Source organism: Pseudomonas batumici, from assembly GCF_036585405.1.
GTDB lineage: Bacteria > Pseudomonadota > Gammaproteobacteria > Pseudomonadales > Pseudomonadaceae > Aquipseudomonas > Aquipseudomonas batumici.
Genome location: NZ_CP144470.1, coordinates 30,294 through 47,150, shown reverse-complemented (window position 1 = coordinate 47,150; position 16,857 = coordinate 30,294). Strand labels below are relative to the sequence as shown.

The 16,857-nt window shown below is 59.9% G+C and carries 15 protein-coding genes and 2 pseudogenes; 13 read left to right on the top strand and 4 right to left on the bottom strand.

Features of this window, described 5'->3' with window-relative positions; translation table 11 throughout:
* Window positions 1-4: 4 nt before the first annotated feature.
* From NUH87_RS00195 to NUH87_RS00170, 6 genes and pseudogenes are all read left to right on the top strand, one after another.
* On the top strand, window positions 5-1,234 hold the full coding sequence (locus NUH87_RS00195) for a four-carbon acid sugar kinase family protein (RefSeq protein WP_338524136.1): 1,230 nt from the start codon (window positions 5-7) through the stop codon (window positions 1,232-1,234).
* Window positions 1,235-1,249: 15 nt separating this feature from the next.
* Window positions 1,250-2,263 carry a 4-hydroxythreonine-4-phosphate dehydrogenase PdxA gene (pdxA, locus tag NUH87_RS00190; RefSeq protein WP_040068922.1) on the top strand — a complete coding sequence of 338 codons (1,014 nt, stop codon included), beginning with the start codon at window positions 1,250-1,252 and terminating at the stop codon, window positions 2,261-2,263.
* Window positions 2,264-2,326: 63 nt separating this feature from the next.
* Window positions 2,327-3,108, top strand: a pseudogene (locus NUH87_RS00185) (phosphoglycerate dehydrogenase); the annotation flags it as partial.
* A 36-nt stretch (window positions 3,109-3,144) separates the two neighbouring features.
* Complete coding sequence (locus NUH87_RS00180) at window positions 3,145-3,276, top strand: hypothetical protein (protein WP_338524134.1); 132 nt, start codon at window positions 3,145-3,147, stop codon at window positions 3,274-3,276.
* A 124-nt stretch (window positions 3,277-3,400) separates the two neighbouring features.
* Window positions 3,401-4,717, top strand: coding sequence for an MFS transporter (locus tag NUH87_RS00175; RefSeq protein ID WP_338524133.1), 1,317 nt, complete (start codon window positions 3,401-3,403; stop codon window positions 4,715-4,717).
* 125 nt (window positions 4,718-4,842) lie between these two features.
* Complete coding sequence (locus NUH87_RS00170) at window positions 4,843-5,610, top strand: DeoR/GlpR family DNA-binding transcription regulator (RefSeq protein ID WP_338524132.1); 768 nt, start codon at window positions 4,843-4,845, stop codon at window positions 5,608-5,610.
* 105 nt (window positions 5,611-5,715) lie between these two features.
* Here NUH87_RS00170 and NUH87_RS00165 read toward each other — a convergent pair whose 3' ends face one another.
* The gene (locus NUH87_RS00165) at window positions 5,716-6,312 is read right to left on the bottom strand and encodes a TetR/AcrR family transcriptional regulator (protein ID WP_338527025.1); all 597 of its coding nucleotides are present in this window, start codon (window positions 6,310-6,312) and stop codon (window positions 5,716-5,718) included.
* Window positions 6,313-6,802: 490 nt separating this feature from the next.
* Between NUH87_RS00165 and NUH87_RS00160 the strand changes: the two genes are divergently transcribed.
* Both NUH87_RS00160 and NUH87_RS00155 read left to right on the top strand, forming a co-directional pair.
* Window positions 6,803-7,816 carry an SDR family oxidoreductase gene (locus NUH87_RS00160; protein WP_338524131.1) on the top strand — a complete coding sequence of 338 codons (1,014 nt, stop codon included), beginning with the start codon at window positions 6,803-6,805 and terminating at the stop codon, window positions 7,814-7,816.
* 94 nt (window positions 7,817-7,910) lie between these two features.
* Window positions 7,911-8,765 (top strand): annotated as a pseudogene (locus NUH87_RS00155) (AMP-binding protein); the annotation flags it as partial.
* Between the two features lie 187 nt (window positions 8,766-8,952).
* Here NUH87_RS00155 and NUH87_RS00150 read toward each other — a convergent pair.
* The 3 genes from NUH87_RS00150 to NUH87_RS00140 all read right to left on the bottom strand — a co-directional run bounded on the left by NUH87_RS00150 (window position 8,953) and on the right by NUH87_RS00140 (window position 11,086).
* Window positions 8,953-9,471 carry a cupin domain-containing protein gene (locus NUH87_RS00150; RefSeq protein WP_338524130.1) on the bottom strand — a complete coding sequence of 173 codons (519 nt, stop codon included), beginning with the start codon at window positions 9,469-9,471 and terminating at the stop codon, window positions 8,953-8,955.
* A gap of 366 nt (window positions 9,472-9,837) precedes the next feature.
* The gene (locus NUH87_RS00145; RefSeq protein ID WP_338524129.1) at window positions 9,838-10,005 is read right to left on the bottom strand and encodes a metallothionein; all 168 of its coding nucleotides are present in this window, start codon (window positions 10,003-10,005) and stop codon (window positions 9,838-9,840) included.
* 139 nt (window positions 10,006-10,144) lie between these two features.
* The gene (locus NUH87_RS00140; RefSeq protein WP_338527022.1) at window positions 10,145-11,086 is read right to left on the bottom strand and encodes a LysR substrate-binding domain-containing protein; all 942 of its coding nucleotides are present in this window, start codon (window positions 11,084-11,086) and stop codon (window positions 10,145-10,147) included.
* Window positions 11,087-11,422: 336 nt separating this feature from the next.
* On the opposite strand from NUH87_RS00140, the gene NUH87_RS00135 reads away from it, so the two are divergent.
* The 5 genes from NUH87_RS00135 to NUH87_RS00115 all read left to right on the top strand — a co-directional run bounded on the left by NUH87_RS00135 (window position 11,423) and on the right by NUH87_RS00115 (window position 16,848).
* Window positions 11,423-12,769, top strand: coding sequence for an MFS transporter (locus NUH87_RS00135; RefSeq protein ID WP_338524128.1), 1,347 nt, complete (start codon window positions 11,423-11,425; stop codon window positions 12,767-12,769).
* An 81-nt stretch (window positions 12,770-12,850) separates the two neighbouring features.
* Complete coding sequence (locus NUH87_RS00130) at window positions 12,851-13,513, top strand: RraA family protein (protein WP_338524127.1); 663 nt, start codon at window positions 12,851-12,853, stop codon at window positions 13,511-13,513.
* A 118-nt stretch (window positions 13,514-13,631) separates the two neighbouring features.
* On the top strand, window positions 13,632-14,171 hold the full coding sequence (locus NUH87_RS00125; protein WP_338524126.1) for a thiamine pyrophosphate-binding protein: 540 nt from the start codon (window positions 13,632-13,634) through the stop codon (window positions 14,169-14,171).
* A complete protein-coding gene (locus tag NUH87_RS00120; RefSeq protein WP_338524125.1) occupies window positions 14,159-14,755 on the top strand; it encodes a thiamine pyrophosphate-dependent enzyme in 597 nt (198 codons plus the stop codon). Before NUH87_RS00125 ends, NUH87_RS00120 begins: the two co-directional genes overlap by 13 nt.
* Before the next feature lie 62 nt (window positions 14,756-14,817).
* Window positions 14,818-16,848, top strand: coding sequence for an amidohydrolase (locus NUH87_RS00115; protein ID WP_338524124.1), 2,031 nt, complete (start codon window positions 14,818-14,820; stop codon window positions 16,846-16,848).
* Window positions 16,849-16,857: the final 9 nt, after the last annotated feature.

Genomic DNA, 16,857 nt, shown 5'->3' with positions numbered 1-16,857 from the left:
GCCCATGCCGCGCCTCCTGATCATTGCCGACGATCTCTCCGGGGCCGCTGACTGCGCCGCCGATTTCGCCGGGCGCATGGTCACTCAGGTGGTGCTCAGCCAAGTCGGGCTGGATGTCGGCGCATCGTTGGGCGCCGAGGTGATCGCCCTCGACCTCGACTCTCGGCGCCTCGATGCGCAAGCCGCCGCGGCAGCGCATCGCGAGGTGTTGGGGATGGAGCCGGCGGGCGACCTGCCGCTTTACAAAAAGATCGACTCCACCCTGCGCGGCAATATCGCCAGCGAAGTGGCCGCGTTGCAAGCCCTTCGCGGCATGGCCCTGGTTGCGCCGGCGTTCCCGCTGATGGGCAGGACGACAGTGGGCGGGGTTCAACAGCTCGATGGCGTCCCCGTCGATCAAACGGACGTCTGGCGCAATGAGCACCTCGCGGGCACGGCCAACCTGGTGGAGTTGTTGAGGGCGCAAGGTCTGCGCTGTGCGTCGCTCTCCCTTGATGCAGTACGTGATACGCAGCGACTGCAGGCAGACCTGCTCATGCATCTGGCCGACGGTGTACAAGCACTGGTTTGTGATGCGCAAACCGATACTGACCTTGCGAATATCGCCCAGGCCTCGGCGGCTCTGCATGAACGACTATTCTGGGTCGGCTCCGCCGGACTGGCCCGACACCTGCCGCAGGCGTTGGGATTTCCAGCGGTATCAACCCTGCCGAATACGTCGATCAGCGGACCGGTGTTGAGCGTGGTCGGCAGTATGTCCCGACACGCCCAGGGCCAGGCCAACTACCTGGCTGAACACAGCGATCAATTACGTGTGCGCCTTGCTCCCGCCACCTTGTGCGCGGGACCGACAGCGGCCGAATGGCAGGCCATCGCCACCTCGATCGAGACGGCCCTGCAACAGGGTCGGCAGGTACTGGTCAGTCTGCAACAGGAACACCGCGACCCCGGCCAGGCCGCGCAGTTGAGCACGGCACTGGCCCAACTGCTCCAGCCCGCCCTGCCCCACGCGGGCGCGCTGATCGCCACCGGCGGCGAAACCGCCCGCGCCATTCTCGGCGCCGCCGGTATTCAGCGCCTGGACCTTCAGGGTGACTTGGCCCCCGGCGTGGTCTTCTCCCGCGCCCGCTGGCATGGGCGTGACCTGCCCATCGTCACCAAAGCCGGCGGCTTCGGCCAGCCCAGCAGCCTCTTCGATGCCTGGCGGCAACTGACCGCCACGTCGCAACCCTAACGAAGGAAGACCCCTATGTCTGAACGTCCTGTCATCGGTATCACCATGGGCGATGCCACCGGCGTCGGTCCGGAAATCATCATGAAATGCCTGGCTCACGCCTCGCTGTACGAAACCTGCCGCCCGTTGGTGATCGGCGATGCGGCTCGACTGGCCGATGCCAACCGTATTGTCGGGGGCAGCCTGAAAGTGAACAGCATTGAACGTCCCGGTCAGGCGCGCTTTCAACACGGCGTCGTCGATTGCATCGATCTGGCGCTGATTCCTGCCGACCTGCCCTACGGCAAGCTTTCCGCCATCGCCGGCGATGCCGCATTCCGCTACATCGAGCGTACCGTGCAACTGACCGAAGCCGGCGAGCTGGACGCCATTTGCACCGCGCCGCTGAACAAGGAAGCCTTGCATGCCGGTGGCCATATTTTTCCCGGCCACACCGAACTGCTGGCGCACCTGACCGGCATCGAAGAGGTTTCGATGATGCTGATGACGCCGACGCTGCGGGTGATTCACGTCACCACCCATATCGGCATCATCGACGCCATCGCCAGGATCGAGCCCGGCCTGGTGAAGCGCACGATTGAACGTGCCCGCGAAACCCTCGTACGCGCAGGCATCGACAACCCGCTCATCGCGGTCTGTGGCATCAACCCCCATGCCGGGGAGAACGGCCTGTTCGGTTACGGCGAAGAGGCCACCAAGATCCAACCCGCCATCGACGAGCTGCGGGCACGCGGCTGGCGCGTGGAAGGACCGCTGCCGGCCGACACCCTGTTCTTCCGCGCCGGGCGCGGCGATTTCGATGCGGTGGTGGCGATGTATCACGATCAGGGTCATGGCCCGGTCAAGGTCATGGGTCTGGAAGCCGGGGTAAACGTCACCGTCGGCCTGCCAGTGATCCGCACCTCCGTCGACCACGGCACCGCCTTCGATATTGCCGGCAAAGGCATCGCCGACGAACGCAGCCTGACCGAGGCCATGCGCCAGGCCGTGGAACTGGCCGCCCACAAACGCACCAGCACAGCGGCCTGATTGCCCGCGAACACCTGAATCAGCAGAACCTTAAAGCATAAAAATAATATCGAGGACATCGCCATGAGAATCGTCTCCACCTCCCCGTCTTTTGCCAAGTATTCGACAGAGCCGCTGACGCTGCTGGGCGAGCAGGCCATCGAGTGCGTCAACCTGCCGGCCGACATCGGCGAAGACGAGTTCATCGCCCGGGCCAAGGGCGCACAGGCGGCGATTGTCGCTTTCAACAGCATCAACGCCCGCGTGCTCGATGCACTGCCGGAGCTGCGTATCGTCTGCAAGCATGGTGTCGGCGTGGACAACATCGACCTGCCCGCCGCACGTGAACGCAAGGTGTGGGTCTGCAATGTGCCGGACTCCAACAAGCACGCGGTGGCGGACTACACCTTTGCCCTGCTGCTGGCCTCCGCCCGCAAGATCGCCCAGGCCGATCAACAAACCAAGGCCGGGGAATGGCCGCGCCTGTTCGGCGCCGATGTCCACGGCAAGACCCTGGGCATCATCGGCCTGGGAAATATCGGCAAGGAAGTCGCGCGGCGCGCAGCCGGCTTCTCGATGCGGGTGATTGCCCATGATCCCTTCCCGGACCAGGCCTTTGCCGAGGCCAACGGTATCCGCCTGGTGGCGTTGAACGCGCTGTTGGGCGAGGCCGACTACGTCACCCTGCATATCGGCCTGAACGACGCCACCCACCACCTCATCGGCGCCGAACGCCTGGCCTTGATGAAGCCGCACGCCCACCTGATCAATGCCGCGCGGGGCGGCATCATCGATGAGAACGCCTTGTTTGCCGCGCTGCAAAAGGGACACCTCGGGGGGCCGCACTGGACGTGTTCGAAGAGGAGCCCGTCACCCGTCATCCCCTCTATGCCCTGCCGAACGTGATCGCCTCACCGCATATCGCCGGCTACACACCGGGCGCGCTGGACATCCTGAGCCTGACTTGCGTGCGCAACATCGTCGCGGTGCTGAAGGCCAATGCGCGTCCTGAATTCGTGGTGAACGGCCTCTAGCTCGTCCGCCCCCCGACCTGAAGCGACTGTCGGCAGCGCAATGGGCAGGCCGTCCGAGCCCTCCCCCAGGTGCGATCACGCTGTCGTCAGGTCTTGCGAAACATCCGAACCCGGAGTTGGAACCATGTACAACAATAATAAGGCTTCCTCGGTACGCTGGCTCATCGCCGGATTGATGTGGACCGCCATTGCGATCAATTACATCGACCGTGTCGTGCTTTCAGCCGCCGCCCCGATCATCAGCAAGGAATTCGCGCTGAACACCGCGGAAATGGGCCTGATCATGTCGGCGTTCTTCTGGTCTTACGCCCTGCTGCAGTTGCCGGCCGGTTGGCTGGCCGACCGCTTCGGCCAGAAGCTCACCCTCGGTGGCGCGGTCCTGTGGTGGTCGGTGGCCACCGCAATGACCGGCCTGGCCAATGGCTTCAATTCCCTGTTCGCGCTGCGCGTCGGCCTGGGCGTGGGCGAAGCGGCGGCCTATCCCAGCAACGCCGGGATCGCCTCGCGTTGGTTTCCGGACAAGGAACGCGCCACCGTCGCCGGCATCTTCGACAGCGGCTCGAAATTCGGCGGCGCGGTCGCCATGCCCTTGATCGTCTGGCTGATCGCCCTGGTGGGCTGGAAGATGACCTTCGTCCTGAGCGGCTCCATCGGGATCGTCTGGGCGCTGGTCTGGTTCGCGTTCTACAAGAACGATCCCGAACAGCACAGTGGCGTCAACGAAGCCGAACTGCGGCACATCCGCGAGGGCCAGCGCCGCAAGGAAGGCACCGGCGACAAGCCGACCCTGCGCTGGTACCACCTGTTGCGCTACCGCAATGTATGGGCCATGTGCCTGGGCTTCTTCTTCATCAACTACAACTCGTACTTCTTCATCACCTGGCTGCCCACCTACCTAGTGAAAGAACGCGGCATGGACCTGATCTCCATGGGTTTCGTCGCGGCGCTGCCGTTGCTGCTGGCCATGCTGGTGGAAGTCTTCGCCGGCTGGCTGTCCGACCGCATCTACCGTCAGGGGTGCTGGTCATTGACGCGTATTCGCAAGACCTTCCTGGTCGTCGGCCTGCTGATGGCCTCCTGCATCGGTTTCGCGGCCTTCGCCGAATCTTCCTGGCTCGCCATCGTCCTGCTGTGCATCGCCAAATCCGGCACCACGGTAGCGGCCACCCAGGTCTGGGCGATGCCCGGCGATGTCGCGCCACGGGGCATGACCTCGATGCTGGCCGGCCTGCAAAACACCGTCTCCAACATGGGCGGCGTGGTCGGTCCGATCATCACCGGATTCATCGTCGCCGCCACCAACTCATTCGTTCCGGCCCTGCTGTTTTCCGCCGGGTTGATTGTCGTCGCCATTCTCAACTATCTGTTCCTGCTGGGCGAAGTCGAACCGATCAAGGAGCAATCGGAAAATCCGCTCATTGAACCTGCCTTGAACCGTTGACCGACAAAACGCTCGGACACCTGGCAGTGTGTCCGAGCGTTTCACCCGGTAACTTTGCCGGGTGGCCTTTTACTGCCCCGTTGAAAACCGTATAAAGACGGTCGAACCCGATATCCAGGAAATCCATGAAAGTTGCCACACGCCGCGAGGCCATTCTGAATCTCGTGTTGTCCGGCACCGCGAACGTCGAGGAGCTGTGTCTGCGTTTCGGCGTATCCGAGGCGACGATGCGCCGCGACTTGACCGCGCTGGCCGAGGAAGGCCTCATCCTGCGGACCTACGGCGGTGCCGCTCATGTCGGGCTGCGCGAGCCGGAGGCCTCCGTCGAGGAGAGACGCTATCAGCACAGCCAGGAGAAGCTCGCCATCGCGCGTGCGGCACTGGTGCACGTGCGGGACAACGACACCCTGTTGCTCGATGGCGGCACCACCACCAGCGCGCTGGCGGAGCTCCTGGTGGAGCGACGCGGCTTGCATGTCATCACCAACAATATCCTGGCATTGCCGGCCTTGGCTCGGCTTGCGGATGCAAAAATCACCCTGCTGGGCGGGGAACTGCGTGCCTCCAGCATGTCGACCTTCGGCGCAGCCGCGCAGGCGACACTGGAGCATTTGAGTGCCGACAAGATTTTTCTCAGCGCCGATGGCGTCGTGGCGGAGTTGGGACTTTGCGAGGCCAGTGCCGACCAGGCTTTCCTCAAGGAAAACATGATCCGGCGAGCGGCACAGACGTTCGTGCTGGCTGACGCGACAAAACTGGGGCGCGCCCTCCAACAACATTGGTCGCCCCTCAAAGGGCCATGGACGTTGATTACCGATTCAATCGCCGACGAGTCGCTGCTGACGCCTTTCCGGGTGCACAAGATGATCACTATTGAAATAGCCGGCAGTTGAGGGTTCTGAATCCGCTCGCGTACCAGGAAGGTGGGGAATGCATCCTGGCCGAGGTCTGGGCCTCGGACATGCGAATACCGTATGCATCACCAGAATGGCAGCGCGCTATAAAGGCTCTGCTGTCTGTATGAGCGAGTTCAACACCAGCTTTATTTCAGAGGCCGGGTCTTTGTGTCCTTGCAGTATCAGACCTTCCGACAGCGCGGTGAAGGTCCTTGCAAGAGCGGCATTGGCCAGAGGAGGCTTCTTGCCTGCATGATTGAATATGATGGCAATCAACTTGCCCAAGGCTTCGCTGTTTTCCTGATGCAAATCGTAGTAATGCTTCGAGAATTCCTCATCGCGCAAGGCAATCAGTTGCAGCTCAGCATCAAGAATCGCGCAGTTGGTATTGTTCTTGAGTGTGTCGATATAAGCATTCAAGCCGTGGGTCAGCTCTTCCGATGAATACCCAGCAGCCAGGGTCGTGCTCAACCGCTCTATCTCAACCCTCTTGAACCGCTGGGTCAATTGCAGAAGCAAGTCCGACTTACTTGTAAAGTTTGAAAAAAAGGCCCCCTTGGAAAAGCCGGCCTCCTCGGAAATCGCGTTGACGCTGGCGGCGTGAAAGCCCTTGCTAATCACAAGGTCAGTGGCAGTATCAAATAACTTGTCTCTGGTTACTTGCTGACTTTCTTCTCGCCCCAATCTCTTCTTGATCACGCCTTCGGTTCCTTTGGCCAAACAAAAACACCTATCTGTAACTGGATGTGAAAAATCGGCCGCTCATAGCACAAAGCTAGCTCCAATCACCCTATATGATACTAGCGATTTTCAATAATTTTACATTTAATTTTTTAAGGAGTGCCATGTATTGGGGGGCAGAAGGAGAACTCAAGATGGCGAGTCATTGAGGTGACCTTGTGACATCCCTGGCGCCAGATGACGAGTGGCGAAAATTTATGGCGACGACCTTGAACCGCTTGGTCCGGGCGGATACGCGCTACCGACAAGGCACTAAACCGTTTGATTTCAGTGTCTTAGGCAAGACTCAGGAACCTAGATCTCACGCCAATTCAAATACCAATTGATTTTCAGATACCGAATGGTTTTTAATTGCGCCGTTGGTACGCCCAACCCCTGACAGAGCATCGAGTCGGCGACATCAATCTCGATGCAGTAGCAGGTGCCCCCTCACAGGAGCTGGATTTTAATGGAATATGCCTTTGTTACAGGCGCTACTGGCCTGCTCGGAAATAATCTGGTCCATGCGCTTTTAAAACGAAAGATCAAAGTAAAAGCGCTGGTTCGTTCCGTAGAAAAAGCCAAGAAGCAGTTCGGCAATCTGCCGGTCGAATGGGTCGAAGGCGACATGCTCAATGTCGACGCCTTCAGCCATGCCCTGCAAGGCTGCGATGCCTTGTTCCATACGGCGGCCTATTTCCGCGACAGTTACAAAGGCGGAAAGCACTGGCAGAAGCTGCATGACACCAACGTGACTGGAACCGAGCGATTATTGCAAGCCGCTTATGCCGCGGGCATTCGTCGCGCCGTCCATACCTCCTCCATTGCCGTGTTGAAGGGCAATCGGGATCAAGTGATCGATGAAACCATGTCGCGCAGTGAACAGGAGGCTGACGATTACTACTTGAGCAAAATACTGTCCGAGCAAAAAGTTCAGGCCTTTCTGTCACAGCACCCGGACATGTTCATCACCATGGTCTTGCCCGGCTGGATGTTTGGCCCCGGTGATATCGGCCCCACCTCGTCAGGACAGTTCCTGCTCGACTTTGTTGGACAGAAACTACCCGGGGTACTGCCGGGAAGCTTTTCCGTTGTAGACGCCAGGGATGTGGCGGAACATCAACTAGCGGCCATCACACGCGGCAGATCCGGAGAGCGTTATCTGGCCGCCGGTAGACATATGGACATGAAAAGCATTTTCCAGGCGCTGTCCCGCGTCAGTGGCGTAAAAGCACCGGAGCGTAAAGTGCCACTGCTCATGCTGCGTATCATTGCCTTGATCTATGAAGGCTATTACCTAATTACAAAAAAGCCGATGCTCATCAGTACCTCCACGGTCAAACTCATGGAGCAAGAGCAAGGGCGCACCCATTTCAGCCATGACAAAAGTCTGAAAGAGTTGGGGTGCGAGTTCCGCCCCGTAACTGAAACACTATTCGATACCCTGCACTGGTATCGGAAAAATAACTACATAGATAGCTGACTGGCGCTGATCTTCGTCATCTGGGTAGTGTCATACCTCCATGTATTTTCTGTTCCAACTTTGCCTCGGTCTTTCGGGCATACAGGAGCCGCGCATGAATATCGCCAACTGGCTGGACGAAGCCGGCCTTCGCTACCCGATGCGTCCGGCCCTGTTCGAGGGGCAGCGGCAAGTCGCCAACTATGAGGCCTTTGTCGCCCTGGTCCGGCACCGGGCCGCCTACCTGATCGACGAGCACGGCATTGCCCCCGGCGACCGGGTTGCGTTGTTCATGAAGAACTGCTGTGAATACCTCGAGCTGCTCTACGCCATCTGGTGGGCCGGCGCCGTGGCAGTTCCGATCAACTGCAAGCTGCACGCCGTCGAGGCCGGCTGGATCATCGATAACGCGCAAGCCCGGCTGATTTTCACCGATGGCGGCCAGGTGTTCGCGCCCGGAGCCCTGCCCCAGGCCTGTCACGAGCTGGATCGAGAGGATATGGGAGCACTCGCGTCGCTCATTTCGCCGCCAGATACGCCTTGTCCGCGCCATACCGATGACCTGGCCTGGCTGTTCTATACCCCCGATACCACCGAGCGGCCCCAAGGGGTGATGCTGAGCCACGGCAACCTGACGGCCATGTCACAGTACTGTTCACCCGATGTCGATCCAGTCGGCACCGATGAGGCGGTGGTCTACGCAGCGCCGATGTCTCACTGCGCCGGTCTCTACAGCCTGATCCATGTGCGCCGGGCCGCGCGCCATGTCGTCCCGCAATCCCGCGATTTCAACCCCGATGAACTGTTCGGGCTGGCAAACGGGTTCGGCACTATCATGCTGTTCGTCGCCCCCGCCATGTTCACGAGCATGGTCGAGCAGGCCCGCCACCGGCGCTACGACGGCGAAGGAATCAAGACCATCATCTATGGGGACACCCTCATCTACCCGACAGACCTGCGCAACGTGCTGCTCAGGAACAGCTACGGCGATCTCCTCAAGACAGAGCTGCGTCTGTGGTTGAAGGGCAGCGCTAATGACACCCGTGTTTCCTGAAGAACGGCTTCGCGGAACCGGGTTGTTGTTCACGGGATTGTCAGGAAGTACTGCAACTGATCGAACTCGCGTCGAAGGGGAGCCGCCAGCCCTAAGCCGAAGCTCAACCGGCCAGTCCCTGCATGAAGAACACGGCCTTGGCCACCTGGTCGGACTTGTTGCGCCAGGCATGGCGGGTGCCGTTCTGGATCACCACCTCGCCGCGGCGCAGCAGGCATTCCTCGCCGTCATCCAGCTCCAACCACAATTCACCTTCGATAATCACCACATAGTCGAGTGTCGGGGTGCGGTGCATGCCCGGCGCCTCGGGTTCGAAGCACTCGATCAGCCCGGGCAAGGCTTCGACCATCTCGGCAAACGCCCGTTGCGGATCCAAGGGCGCGGCCATCACCGAATCCGGCGGGAAGCTGACCATCAGCAAGGAGGAGCCGCCGGCACCCGGCAACAACGAACCGCCCTGCGTGCTCTGATCGCCATCGAGCGCCGCCTCACTGCACCAGACCTGGCTGAAACCATAGCCCGGAATATCACTGAAATCCTTGGCCCGAGGGGCGCTGGCGTCGCTGATAAACACCGACTTGCCCTGTCCGTCGTGACCGGTGACTACTCTACGAATCTGCATAGCGCCCTCTCCTGCCCTGGCGTTGGCCGGTGGTAAACCAGGCAGAGCCGCTGAGCTGGATATCGTTGTCCCTCATCCAGTGTAGGTCTCAGAAACGAGCGTGACGCGCCGGGGACATCCGGCCGCGCAGGATCTGACACTGGAGCGTCTCTGTGCGCTCGTGTCGTATTCGGGAGGAGGCTTTCATGGCGTCACCGGCGACGCACTCGCGCAGCCGGGCTGGAACGTTGCTATTCGACACGTGCAATGCATTTGCCGAAAGCAACGATTTTCGACCGATATCAAGTCCGGTTCCGCGCTGATATCCCAGCCCACTTTACGTCTGATCTGCAGTCGACGTCGGGGCACCTGCAAGCGCTTTAACTTCTACTTGGGCTTGTCCGCGCAGTGGCAGTTGGCAGAAGCCGTGCAAGGTTCGCCATGCGGGTGATGTTCGGCGCAGGCCTGGCAGCAGTAGTGCTTGCCATGACGCACGACCGCGTGCTCGCCAAGCTTGCAGTTGCAGTGTGGGCAGGCGCAGGTTTGTTCATTCATGATCGGACTCCGGTTGTCGGGTGGTCGCCATGCGTTGTGGTACAACGCGCATGAACAGTTGACTGACTCGCCCCATGATCGGCTTCCCCCCTCACCTGCGCAATGTCCTTTCGTCGTTGCCCTCAAGCCCGTATTTCGGTCAAAGCATGTATCCGGCCCAGATCCCGCGCTTGACCAGATCGGCGGCAATTTCGATAAAGGCATCCCCGACGAACCTGGCCGCCGGACTGACTCGCCTGTCCGCCGGAAAAGCCTGAACCAGTTTGCGCATGGGCACGGGATCCACCAAAGGTGCCGCGCACAGCACACCGGCTTCGACCTGTGAGTAGATCGACGCCAGCGGCAAGGCCGTCAAACCGAAACCATTGCGAACCAGATCGATCATCGCGCTGAACGAATCAGCTTCAATACGGGTCTTGAGCTTGATCCCGACGTCACGCGCACAGTTGTCCATGATTAAGCGAAGACCGTGGCGAGCACTGGGCAATATCAGTTGCTGCTCGGCCAGAGACTCGAAGGCTACCGGTGTATCCATGCGCAAGTTGGCACTGGCGGGCCCCACCAGCAGCAGGTTCTCCATCATCACCGGCACAATTCGAAGCGTGTGCAGCGGTTGAGGGTCGTAGGAAATGGCCAGCTCCAATTCACCGCGCTGAACCCAATCGAGCAAGTGGCCGCTGAAGGCCGAGGAAAACCTGACCGCCAGATTGGGATGTGCGTCGCGGATCTTGCGCACCAGCGGCACGGTGACGATCTGGGCGACTGTCGGCGTTGTACCGATGACGACCGTTCCGCGAAAAGACGATCTGCCGCCGACCACCGAACTTCGAATCGATTCCATTTCCTCCATGATTCGAGTCGCGTGAGCCAGTACCTCCCGGCCGACATCGGTAATTTCCATCCCGCGCCCGTGCCGTTCGAACAGGTAGGCACCGAGCTCTTTCTCCAACATTCTGATTTGCCGGCTGAGCGCTGGTTGCGCAATGTGAAGACGATCCGAGGCCTTGCTGAGACTGCCCAGCTCGGCCACATGAATCAAGGTTTTGAGTTGAACGACATCCATTACCGGGCCAGTCAGCATCGGGCACGGCGCGATCTGCGCCGAAAGTGATATCAGTGTAAACGCATTCATGAGCCGTGGAATGCCCCGCACACCACGTGCCGTGAGGCCTGGCGCCCTTCGGGCCGGCTGTATCCCCCAGCCCGCCGGTGCTGCGCGCCCAGCCATAGAATTTGGGCATATCAGCTAGGCCTGCTTGACGGCTTATTACCCTCCTCTCTCTGCGGTAGCGTGCAATCAATGGGACATTCCCATCAATAAAAGTGATTTGTTGGCAGGAGTATTTGTCGCTTTTTTTGCAGATTCACACTCATTAATTTGCCCGGACAACACCGATAAAAAATAAGGTCTACCCCCATGTCCATGCCCGAAGTCATCAAACCTGCTGTGCGCAGCAATTACCGCTGGGTGGTTGCGGCCCTCATTTTTCTGATCTACACCATTGCTGCCGCCGACCGGGCCAATCTGGGTGTTGCACTCCCGTTCATTCGTAAAGAGTTCGAAATGAGCAACACCGAGGCCGGTGGTTTGATGAGCTTGTTTCTGCTGGCTTATGCCTTGGTACAAATTCCGTCTGGCTTTGCCTTCGGTCGCTTCGGCGTCAGCCGGATCTTGCCTGGCGCCATGGTACTGACCTCATTGCTGACCGGCCTGGTGGGTACGGCCGGCTCGCTGCTCGCCCTTAAACTCTATCGCCTGGGCCTTGGCGTCGCTGAAGGTCCACTGCCGATCAGCATGACCACGACCATCAACCATTGGTTTCCCCCACGAGAAAAGGGCACGGCTTCCGGGATCTTCCTGTCCGCCGTCAAGTTCGGGCCGGTGATCGTACCGCCACTCTGCGCCGTGATCATTTCGGTCTGGGGCTGGCGGGAAATCTTCTACTTTTTCGCCGTGCCCGGCATCGTACTCGCGCTGGTCTGGTACTTCGTCGTCACCGACCATCCCTCCCGCAGCCGGTTCGTCAACGAAGCCGAGCTCAACTACATCACCGAAGCAACCGGCAACACTCAGACAGCTCAGCAAACGCGCCCCCAGAAAACCTCAGCCTGGATGGAAAAACTTGATCGCGTCATACGGGCTCGCCATGAAACGCCCCTGGAAACCAACAAGCAGGTGTTCACATCCTGGAACATCTGGGGCTGCGCCATCAGCTACTGCTTCCAACTGGGCGTATCCAGCGTGTTGCTGGCCTGGATTCCCACCTACCTGATGACGGTCAAACAATTCTCGATCATGAACATGGGCCTGGTGTCGGCAGCGCCATGGGTGGGGGCGGTACTCGGCAACCTGATCGGCGGATTCTGCTCGGACCGGCTGCTGGGTGGTCGGCGCAAACCCGGCATGCTGCTGTCTGCGCTGGGCACATCGGTGATGATGTACCTGCTGATCAATTCGCCTGCCGAACCGCTGCCCTACGGGTTGTTGCTCATGCTGACCGGCGTCGTCCTCAGCCTGGGCTTCTCTTCCTACATGGTCTACCCGATGGGGTTGGCCAGCAAAAAGACGTTCCCCATCTCCAACGCCATCGTGAACATGATCGGTCAGTCAGGCGCCGCGGCCACGCCTTTCATTACTGGCCTGCTACTGGACAACTATGGCTGGAGCTATGTGTTTGCCTGGCTGGCGATCGGCTCCTTCATGAGTTTCATCCTCTTGCTGACCATCTCCGAACCTCGGGCGAGATCCAGCACAGCCGGTTGAACCGCATCCAAGATAAAACCGAGCCGCTCGTTTGAGCGGCTTCTGTATGAACGATTCTGTCATCACTGCGAGGAGTTATACATGTCCCCCCAAGACCAAGAATTGGTTGCGCTGTTTGAAGGCCTGGATACACCAGGCGTGTCCGATGCCCTGGACAAACTTGGCCTGCCTGGCCAGTGCCTGGGCGTCATGCCCCTGGACAACTATCGCCAAGTGGTGGTTGGCCCGGCCTTCACCGTACGCTACGTCACCGCCAGTTGCCCGCCCGGGACGGTCGGCGATTTCATCGACGATGTGGCCGAAGGCGATGTGGTGGTCATTGACAACGACGGACGCACCGACTGCACCGTCTGGGGTGACATCATGACCCAATATGCCGGGAGCAAGCGGATTGCGGCGACCGTGATCGACGGTGTCTGCCGGGATGTCAGCAAGGCACTCGGTGACGGCTACCCGCTGTTCAGCAAAGGCCGATTCATGCGCACCGGCAAGGACCGGGTCGAAGTGGAGTCGGTCAATCAGCCGGTCTCCATCGGCCAAGCCCGCGTCTGCGCCAGGGACATCGTGGTCGCCGATGCCAACGGCGTGGTCATCGTACCCCGGGATCGAGCCCATGAAGTGGCGGCGTCTGCACGCGCCATCGAAGCGGTGGAAGCTAATATCCGTGCCTTGCTCGCTGAAGGAAAATCCCTCAGGGAAGCCAGGTCGGTGCTGGGCTATCACACCTTGCAACGCAAGTCCTGAGCATCGCGCCCAGCTATAGAAAACTGGCATATCTCAAAGACAAAAACGGTAGTCGTCGTTCGGTTCCAGCACTCCCAGAATGTGTGGAAACACAAAGCAACACGCCTGGGAGACTGGCATGTCAACAGAAGCTGAACAAACCACGGGGCAGGATTGGCAAGAGGACGTGTTCCGCGTGCTCAAGGCCCACGACGTCAAACACGTGGTCTTCGTACCGGATGCAGGCCACTCGGCGGCCATCCGCCTGTCGTATGCGGACCCGGACATCAAGGCCGTCGTCCTCACCACCGAAGAAGAAGGCATCGGCTACCTCGCCGGCGCATGGCTGGGTGGTGAGCGCGGCGCCCTCTTGATGCAGTCCAGCGGCGTGGGTAACTGCATCAACACCCTGGCGCTTCAGGTCTGCGCGGGCTTCCCGCTGTTGATGGTGGTCACCATGCGGGGTGACTGGGCCGAATTCAACGCCTGGCAGAACCCCATGGGCCAGGCCACCGAAGCCTCCCTGAACCTGATGAAGGTCATGACCTGGCGCGCGGACGATCCGAAGGATGTCGCCCCACTGCTACACGGCGCGGCAACCATGGCCTTCAACGGTGATTCTTCCTGTGCCCTGCTGCTCGGTCAGCGTCTGATTGGAGAAAAGAAATGGGTCAAGTAAGCGCCAACCACACCCTGTGCCGCCGCGAAGTGGTCAAGACCTTGCTGGCCGACCGCAAGGACGTGCTGGTGGTGACCGGCCTGGGCTCGGCGTCCTACGACGTCATGGCCGCCGGTGACAATGATCTGAACTACTACCTCTGGGCCGCCATGGGCAGTGCGATCACCGTCGGCCTGGGCTTGGCCAATGCGCAGCCGGACAAGTCGGTGGTGGTGGTCACCGGTGACGGTGAACTGCTGATGGGCTTTGGTGCCCTGGCCACCGTCGCGCTGCAGAAGCCCGCCAACCTGGCCATCGCCGTGCTCGACAACGGCCACTTCGGTGAGACCGGCATGCAGGTCAGCCATGCAGGCTTCGGCATCCAGCTCGATCAAGTCGCGAAGACCTGCGGCTTCAGCTGGACCGACGAAATCCGTGACATGGACGGCGTGCACAACCTGCGCGAGCGCTTCGCAACGCGCGACGGCGTCAAGCTCGCAACGATCAAGATCAAGGCGCAGAACCCACCACGGGTGCTGCCACCGCGTGATGGTCACTTCATCAAGAATCGCTTTCGGGCTGCGCTGGGTTTCGACCCGATCTGATTGCTCCATGGCCGAATCCGATCACGCAGGGCCGACGCCTTGCGTGAGTGTTGAGGAGAATGGTGCCTCTTGCCTCCTATCCCAGAAGTGCCTGCTACGCTTGCTCTCGCACGTCGAGTGCGCGCCCCTCAAACCACCGAAAACCTGAGGAATGCAACATGGGATCAAATGGAAATGGTCATAACTGCACCCATTGCGGCTGCGAAAACCCGGTATGGAATGCACTCAAACACACCATCGACCTGAAAGCCCTGGCGAACCAGGTGGCGAGCCAATTACCGGAGCCCGGCAGCGAATCGCTCATCTTCACCGACGGCATCATCTACCCCCTCAAAAACGGCAACGTGGATGAACGGGTCGAAGCCCTGGGCATCCATGGCGGTGATGTGGTCGCTTCGGGCACCCTCGCCGACGTCCAGGCCCGCATGCGGGCCAAGGGCATTGCCTACACGATGTATCCGCTGAAGGGCAAAACCCTGTTGCCAGGCCTGATCGAGCCACACATTCACATCGTGCAGTCCAGCGTCATGCAGGGCTGGCTGGATCTGGGGGCCATCGATGAGAAGACGCAGCAGTTGCGTGAAATCTATGACTGGAATTATCTGAAGACGACCATCGGCGATAACCTGCCTCATGACGATTCGACGTGGATTCTGGGACACATGGTCGATCCGGCGCTGATGCCGTTTACGCTCAACCCCGGCGGGCAAAACCAGCTGACAACCTTTAAATGCGACATCAACTTCAATCCGACTGAGGCTAACATCGGCAACCTGGACAGCATCGTCAGCAAAAACCCGTTGCTGATGATGAGCGCGTCCATGCACACCGTCTACCTGAACACCGCCGCGTGCAAGGCCGTGTACGACCACAACAATAAACTCAGCCAGGCGTTGCGAACGCAATATCGGACCCTCCAGGAGTTCATCGTCAAGACCGGCGGCACCCTGCAGGAACAGACCGGTGTCATGACCGCCATCCAGTCGATTCCGCTCGCGCAGGCCATGGATCTGGTCAACATCTTCAAGTACATAAAGAATTTTTTCGATCAGGCCTCCAAACGTGGCGTCACCTTGGTGTACGACGCCATGATGGATTCGCCGTCCAAGGCGATACTGGATATCTATGGCCTGACGCACCCGCGCAATCTGCGGATCGGCTTTGCGGCGGCGTACAACGGAAAGGACTTCAGCGATCTGCCGCCGTACCATCCGGTGACCAAGGAAGCCGCCAGGCACTTCTACCAGGGCGGGGTCAAATTGATCTCGGATGGTTCAAATCAGGGGCTGACGGGCTATCAGGCCCAGCCATACTGCTGCGAAACAACGCCTCCACTGGGCAACTTCAACTTCTGTGATGCTGACAACAAGACCCCGGACACCCTTCCCGATGCGTACAAGACAACCCTGGAGAAGGCTGTCGCCACGGGATGGCCGCTGATGATTCACGCCAACGGCGACCGGGCCATTCAGTTCACGCTCGACGCCTACGCCAACGCACTGGGCAAGCAAAGTGGCCTGGAGAAGCGGCATCGCATCGAACACTGCTCGCTGCTGACAAAGGAAACCCTCGATCAATTGCAAAACCTGGGCATTTCTCCCAGCTTCCTGATCGGTCACGTCGGCTACTGGGGTTATGTATTCGAAAAGGCCATTTTCGAGGACAAGGCCACCGACATGCTCGACCTGTGCAAGGACGCCCTGGACAGGGGGATGCGCATATCGTTGCACAGCGATTGCTCGGTCACGCCACTGGGCCCGTTGCGCTCGATGGAGCAGGCCGTGACCCGCAAGATGGAAGGCATACGTGGCAAGGACGGCAAGTTCGTGAAGGATGCGCGTTTGCAACCGGTGCTCAATGAAAGCCAGTGTCTGACACGGCAAGAGGCGCTCAAGGCCATTACCTATGACGCCGCCTGGCAATGCCATGCCGATCAGTGGACCGGCTCGTTGCAAGACGGTCACTTCGCCGACTTCGTGATTCTTGCGCAGAACCCGCTCGATGAGAAAGTCCCGGCGACCAAGATCCGCGAGATCCAGGTCTGCGAAACCTGGAAAGGCGGACGCAAGGTGCATTTCCTTCCTGACAACTGACCGCTGAAA

Coding starts and splice junctions, on each gene's coding strand:
- NUH87_RS00170 (WP_338524132.1), top strand. CDS start 4,843: ATGAAAGTTGCCACACGCCGCGAGGCCATTCTGAATCTCGTGTTGTCC.
- NUH87_RS00160 (WP_338524131.1), top strand. CDS start 6,803: ATGGAATATGCCTTTGTTACAGGCGCTACTGGCCTGCTCGGAAATAAT.
- NUH87_RS00140 (WP_338527022.1), bottom strand. CDS start 11,086: ATGCTGACTGGCCCGGTAATGGATGTCGTTCAACTCAAAACCTTGATT.
- pdxA (WP_040068922.1), top strand. CDS start 1,250: ATGTCTGAACGTCCTGTCATCGGTATCACCATGGGCGATGCCACCGGC.
- NUH87_RS00135 (WP_338524128.1), top strand. CDS start 11,423: ATGTCCATGCCCGAAGTCATCAAACCTGCTGTGCGCAGCAATTACCGC.
- NUH87_RS00145 (WP_338524129.1), bottom strand. CDS start 10,005: ATGAATGAACAAACCTGCGCCTGCCCACACTGCAACTGCAAGCTTGGC.
- NUH87_RS00130 (WP_338524127.1), top strand. CDS start 12,851: ATGTCCCCCCAAGACCAAGAATTGGTTGCGCTGTTTGAAGGCCTGGAT.
- NUH87_RS00125 (WP_338524126.1), top strand. CDS start 13,632: ATGTCAACAGAAGCTGAACAAACCACGGGGCAGGATTGGCAAGAGGAC.
- NUH87_RS00195 (WP_338524136.1), top strand. CDS start 5: ATGCCGCGCCTCCTGATCATTGCCGACGATCTCTCCGGGGCCGCTGAC.
- NUH87_RS00120 (WP_338524125.1), top strand. CDS start 14,159: ATGGGTCAAGTAAGCGCCAACCACACCCTGTGCCGCCGCGAAGTGGTC.
- NUH87_RS00175 (WP_338524133.1), top strand. CDS start 3,401: ATGTACAACAATAATAAGGCTTCCTCGGTACGCTGGCTCATCGCCGGA.
- NUH87_RS00150 (WP_338524130.1), bottom strand. CDS start 9,471: ATGCAGATTCGTAGAGTAGTCACCGGTCACGACGGACAGGGCAAGTCG.